This window comes from Psychrobacter sp. 4Dc (assembly GCF_002836715.1).
In the GTDB taxonomy this organism is placed as follows: Bacteria; Pseudomonadota; Gammaproteobacteria; order Pseudomonadales; family Moraxellaceae; genus Psychrobacter.
Map to the genome: position 1 here is coordinate 1 of NZ_PJAT01000024.1, position 5434 is coordinate 5434.

Consider the following 5434-nt stretch of genomic DNA (forward strand, 5'->3'; position numbering starts at 1 on the left):
AAACTTGAGAAGGTAATTGAACAGATGGAGGCAGAAATCACTCTAGGCATATTTAGCTATGCTAAGTATTTTCCGAAAAGTGATAAAGCAGAGGAGATGATGGCTTTAAATGATCGTAAGGAATGTATTAATACTAACGTTCCTTCATTTAAGCAGTTTTCTCTACTATGGTTTTCTGAAAAAGAGATTGAATGGCGTGATACTTACAAACGTAAGATTAAAGAAATTATTGATATGTATTTACTACCTAAGTTTGGCACTAAGCCTATTCATATCATAAAAAAGACAGATGTATTAGCCTTCCGTTCATCGCTCGCCAAAGTAACGTACGGAAAAGCTAACAAACATCTGTCAGCGGCACGCATCAATTCGATAATGGTACCTTTGGGTATGATACTAAAAGAAGCGTCTAAACGCTACAAGTTTGATAACCCTTATGATGACATTAAGTCTCTCAAAGAGCCTAAAACCGATATCCAGCCATTTACACTGGAGGAGGTCTGGAAGTTCATTAATGGTGTGAGAGAGGATTATCGCAATTATTATTTGGTACGTTTCTTTACAGGTATGCGTACGAGTGAGATTGATGGATTAACGTGGGAGAATATTGACTTTAATCGTCGCGAAATAGTGATCAAGCAAGCGTTGGTTAAAGGCAAAATAGTTCCCCCTAAGACGCAAGAGTCTTATAGAGCGATTCAAATGTCACCTTGGGTTTTTGATGCTTTAAAAGAACAACAAGCAATCACTTATGAGCGCTCAGATTATGTGTTTTGCGCGCATACAGGTGAGCCTTTAGATTACAACAATGTGAATAAGCGGGTTTGGCACCCTACTCTTAAGGTTTTGGGGCTTAAGAAACGTAATGCCTATCAAACGCGTCATACCGCAGCTACTCTTTGGCTAGCAGCTGGTGAAAGCCCTGAGTGGATAGCCAGTCAGATGGGACACTCTACTACTAAGATGCTATTCAACACTTACAGTCGCTATGTGCCCAATATGACCCGTCAAGATGGTAGTGCTTTTGAGGCATTGGTCAATCGGAGTCAGATTGCTCCATTACCTACTGACAAGGAGAAGGCACAATGAAAGTTATTAATTACAATGAGTTGTTTGCGCAGTTGAAACCTAGTGGCTACGTCAGCGAGGATGCTAATGGTATTGCTAACACTTTGATTTGTGAGCTCTATATTCAGTCAGGCAATGGTTTGGCTCGATTCTTAAGTGTGGATAGTTGCTTCGATAACCATATGGCTTTGCGCGTATGGGTACAGAAGCGCTTAGACGCTAGTGGGGGCTATATCTTTGAAGAGATGTGTCATCAGTTAGAGAGTGAGCTATACGGACTCTTACCACAAATCAGCTATGGTTACTGAGGAGGATGTTATGAGTGTAAAGCTTCAGCCTGATATGACGCAGAACGCACGTGATCTAAAAATCTGTGGTGATTACTGGGCATACGATAATGAGAGTGGCTTTATTGAGCATGTGAAAGCGGTTTGTCAGAAGTACAACATCAGTCCTCATATCATGTTTGATACCGTAGGTCAGTGTTTTGCTTATTTAGATGATGTGCGCTGTGAATACTGTGGTTATGTTTGTCCTTTAGAGATACCAGCAGACATTTCTTTTATGCGATCAAAAGAGAGTTGGTGTTGTGAGGTATGCAAGCATGCCTTATGGCGAGAACATAATAGTAAGTAACTATCATTATAATTTTTTAAAGTAATTACCAGATGACCTTAGGTCGTCTGGTTTTTTTGTTGGCGTTAAAAGAATTAACGACAACTGTTGTCGTTCTAACTCCATTCTCTTATTGTGACTTTGTAACGATTAGGATATGGTTGCTTAATCGTTTTAAAGAAATATTATTTGGATTAAATACAGCGATGGAAAATATTAACACTCAAAGTAAGCAACCTGATAATACTAAGAATAATTTTATTGCGCATGTGCGTAAGAGTGATGGTAGCGAGCAATTGCTCTATGACCATTTAACTGGTACAGCAGAAATAGCCAAAACTCTAGCGACTAAAATTGGTTTGCCACTATCCGGTGAGCTAATCGGTCTGGTACATGATTTGGGTAAATATAGTGAAGCGTTTCAGACCTATATTAGAGACAGCATCGCCTATGATAACTATAAAGACTTAGATGAAGACGAAGAAGCTGAAATACTGCTTAAAGGCAAACCTAAACGGGGTTCAGTTGACCACTCCACCGCTGGCGCAATACACCTTTACCAACTATTTTTTAGATTAACAAAAACTATAAAGGATGAAGTTAAACAGCAGAATATAGCAGTCGGCCAAGGGCAACTGCTCGCCGATATTTTATTCATCTGTGTGGCATCTCATCATAGTGGAATGGTGAACGTCGTCGATAAAGAAGGACATCGCTACCTACAGAACCGTAAGCAAAAAGAAGAAGGCGAATCTCATTATCAAGAAACTTTAACGAATGCTACAAACAACGATTTATTTATTCACTTAGATAAAAAGGTCAAAAGTGAAACGCTTAAAGAATTTAGTAATGCTATCGCTAATTTACTATATAACAAGTCATCAACTGATAAACAAAAAGACTTTTATATCGGCTTTTACACACGAATGCTATTTAGCTGTCTTATTGATGCTGATCGTAGTAACAGCATTGCCTTTGAATATCCAAGCCAAGCTCACCTCTTAGATTATTCTCGCCCTAATTGGCAAGCCGCTATAGATAAAGTCGAAGCGCTGTACGAGAGTTTTGCCAATAAAGCCAAGAATAGCGCTGCTAATCCCATTAACTATCAGCGCAACCTCATTGCTAGTACTTGCTATGAGACAGGGCAAAAAAAGCAAGGTGTCTATACTCTAACTGTGCCTACGGGTGGCGGAAAAACACTTGCTAGCCTTCGCTTTGCTGTGCAACATGCCGAACGTCACAATCTTGATCGCATCATCTATATTATCCCCTTTACCAGTATTATTGAACAAAACGCTCAAGAAGTACGAGATATTTTAGAAGAAAAGCAAGCTGATGGCAGTTACGCTGGAGATTGGGTATTAGAGCAGCACTCTAACTTAGAACCTGATTTGCAGACATGGCAAAGCAAACTTATTATGGATAACTGGAATGCGCCTATTATATTTACGACGATGGTGCAGTTTTTAGAAAGCTGTTTTGGTGGTGGCACTAAAGGCGTCAGACGTTTGCACCAATTAAGCCGTGCGGTACTGATATTTGATGAAATTCAAACTCTACCTATTAATTGCTATTACTTATTCTGCAACGCCATTAATTTTTTGACCAGTTATGCCAGCTCTACAGCGGTGCTATGTACTGCAACCCAGCCTGTTTTGAATCATTTGCCTATCGCACATAACGGTAGCCTTAATTCAGCAACAGAGATTATCGGTAATCGTGACCAGTTGACGGAATTATTCGATACTCTAAAACGGGTAGATATCCATGACCATACTGAACAGCCCAAAGATTTAGTCAGTATGACAGATTATATCAGCGAGAATTTTGATAAGTACGCCAGCACCTTAGTGATTGTAAATACCAAGATTTGGGCAAGCCAGCTTTATCAGACCTTAGCAGAGAGTCTGCCCGAAGATGAGCTATATCATTTGAGCACAGGACAGTGTGCGCGTCATCGTAAAGACTTACTTACGCAAATTAGAGCACGCTTAAAGCAAGGTTTGCCGACTTTGGTCATCTCAACCCAGCTTATTGAAGCGGGCGTTGATGTGTCGTTTGCATCAGTGATTCGGTTCTTAGCAGGGCTAGATAGCATCGCGCAAGCATCAGGACGTTGTAATCGTCATGGCGAAATGAGGGATGAGAATGGCAAGCCTACCAAAGGGCAAGTTTTTATCGTCAAGCCTGATAAGGAAAGTCTCAGTAAATTGCCTACCATTAAACTGGGTAAAGAACAGATGGAGAATCACATTTTACCGCTTCTGTCTCGACCTGAAAATCAAGATAAACATCTGCTTGACCCCGATATTATGACTGACTTTTTTAAAGTGTTTTATACAACGGATTTTGCCAAACAGCAAATGGCGTATCCTGTTAAGCAGACGGATGGCAAGTCTTTTGGCAGTGACACTATATTTGGTTGGACAAGCAATAATAGTCTCAATCCTGCGGTCGATAATGATAATGCCAGTAGGCTTAAAAACGGTCAGTTCCCAAAGTTGTGGCAATCATTTATGGATGCAGGGCGTGCTTTTAAGGCTATCGATGCCCCGACCAAGGCCGTTATCGTATCTTATGGTGATGAAGGTCGTAAATTGATTACCGCGCTGTATGGCACACAATTCAATGATAAAGACTTTTATAAACTGGTACGAGAAGTGCAGCAATATAGTGTCAACGTTTTCCCTTACATGTTTGATAAGTTGCAGCAAGAGCATGCTATAGAGCAAGTCAGAGATACAGGCATCTTTACCCTGTCGGAGAAGTTCTACGATGAGCATATGGGGTTAAATATAGTAGGAGATGGCAAGCTTGATTTTATAGAAGCGTTTTAGCTAAAAAATGGCAATGACTGTGATAAGACAGTCATTGCCGTTAGAAGATACATATACAATTTTAAGTATTTCAATCCACATTAAGAACTTACTTTAAATTAAGAGCTTAATGAAAAAAACATTACGCTTCAGGATGTTTATCCATTTCTTTTAGCTTATCGTCCCTCAATTGAACAAAGTTAATGGTTGGTAGAATTTTTGGTTCATAACCAGCATTCAATAAAAAATTAGAATAGAATGCTCTAAAATATGGATAACCAATAGCTGGGGCATTGATTAAAGCGAAGTTACCTTTCAGGAAATCGCTAGTTATTGTTTCATCAACTTCAAATTCTGCAATATATACAACTTTACATTCAAACTGTTCTTTATAGCTTCTCATTTCACCGAAGTAAGCTACCAAGAACTTATTAGCAAACTCTAAATTATCATCAAATACAGGATTGAAGTCAAAAGAGAAGTTTGTTTCGTTTTCCATATCACCTTCAAGAATATCTTCTAAGGGTGATAGGTCAATAGCAACAGCTTTAGTTGAGATTAATTGTATATTCATTTAATTTCCTAACACCCTTATGCAACCTTACAAAAAGGACTATCGATACTCTTCATTTGAAATCCATAGGATTTTCTACTCATAATCTTACCTTTTAACTTATAAGATTCAGTAATAGATTCTTTTCCTAAAGGGCGATGTTCAATTTTTTCAAAACTCGCAATAGCTTCCCTTTTTATAGCTTTTGAAACTTTTAAATTTTGACTAGTTGGTAATAGATATTTAACAAATACAGAACTATCTTCATAATTATCTACTAGTCCAAATAAAGAATTAGTAGAGATAGAAAAGGTTGCTAAAAACTCATCTATAGTAGGTCCCGTTGCATTATTTTGCAGCTCTAAGAAATCTTGTAGAA

6 protein-coding genes are annotated in these 5434 nt (G+C 38.7%); 4 read left to right on the plus strand and 2 right to left on the minus strand.

The features are described 5' to 3' along the window. From CXF61_RS01670 to cas3, 4 genes are all read left to right on the plus strand, one after another. The coding region (locus tag CXF61_RS01670; RefSeq protein ID WP_165596930.1) for a tyrosine-type recombinase/integrase at window positions 1–1089 on the plus strand (1089 nt) is incomplete at its 5' end. After that, window positions 1086–1376, plus strand: a complete 291-nt coding sequence (locus tag CXF61_RS01675) for a hypothetical protein (RefSeq protein ID WP_165596931.1) — start codon at window positions 1086–1088, stop codon at window positions 1374–1376. The genes CXF61_RS01670 and CXF61_RS01675, both read left to right, overlap by 4 nt. Window positions 1377–1386: 10 nt before the next feature. After that, on the plus strand, window positions 1387–1704 hold the full coding sequence (locus CXF61_RS01680; RefSeq protein ID WP_165596932.1) for a hypothetical protein: 318 nt from the start codon (window positions 1387–1389) through the stop codon (window positions 1702–1704). Window positions 1705–1889: 185 nt separating this feature from the next. Further along, window positions 1890–4523: a CRISPR-associated helicase Cas3' gene (gene cas3, locus CXF61_RS01685; protein ID WP_193834158.1), complete on the plus strand. Its 2634-nt coding sequence runs from the start codon at window positions 1890–1892 to the stop codon at window positions 4521–4523. Window positions 4524–4644: 121 nt separating this feature from the next. Here cas3 and CXF61_RS01690 read toward each other — a convergent pair whose 3' ends face one another. Further along, window positions 4645–5076 carry a protein-export chaperone SecB gene (locus tag CXF61_RS01690; RefSeq protein WP_165596934.1) on the minus strand — a complete coding sequence of 144 codons (432 nt, stop codon included), beginning with the start codon at window positions 5074–5076 and terminating at the stop codon, window positions 4645–4647. A 17-nt stretch (window positions 5077–5093) separates the two neighbouring features. Next, window positions 5094–5434 (minus strand): hypothetical protein (locus tag CXF61_RS13980; RefSeq protein ID WP_193834159.1); only part of this gene is annotated, 341 nt, incomplete at its 5' end.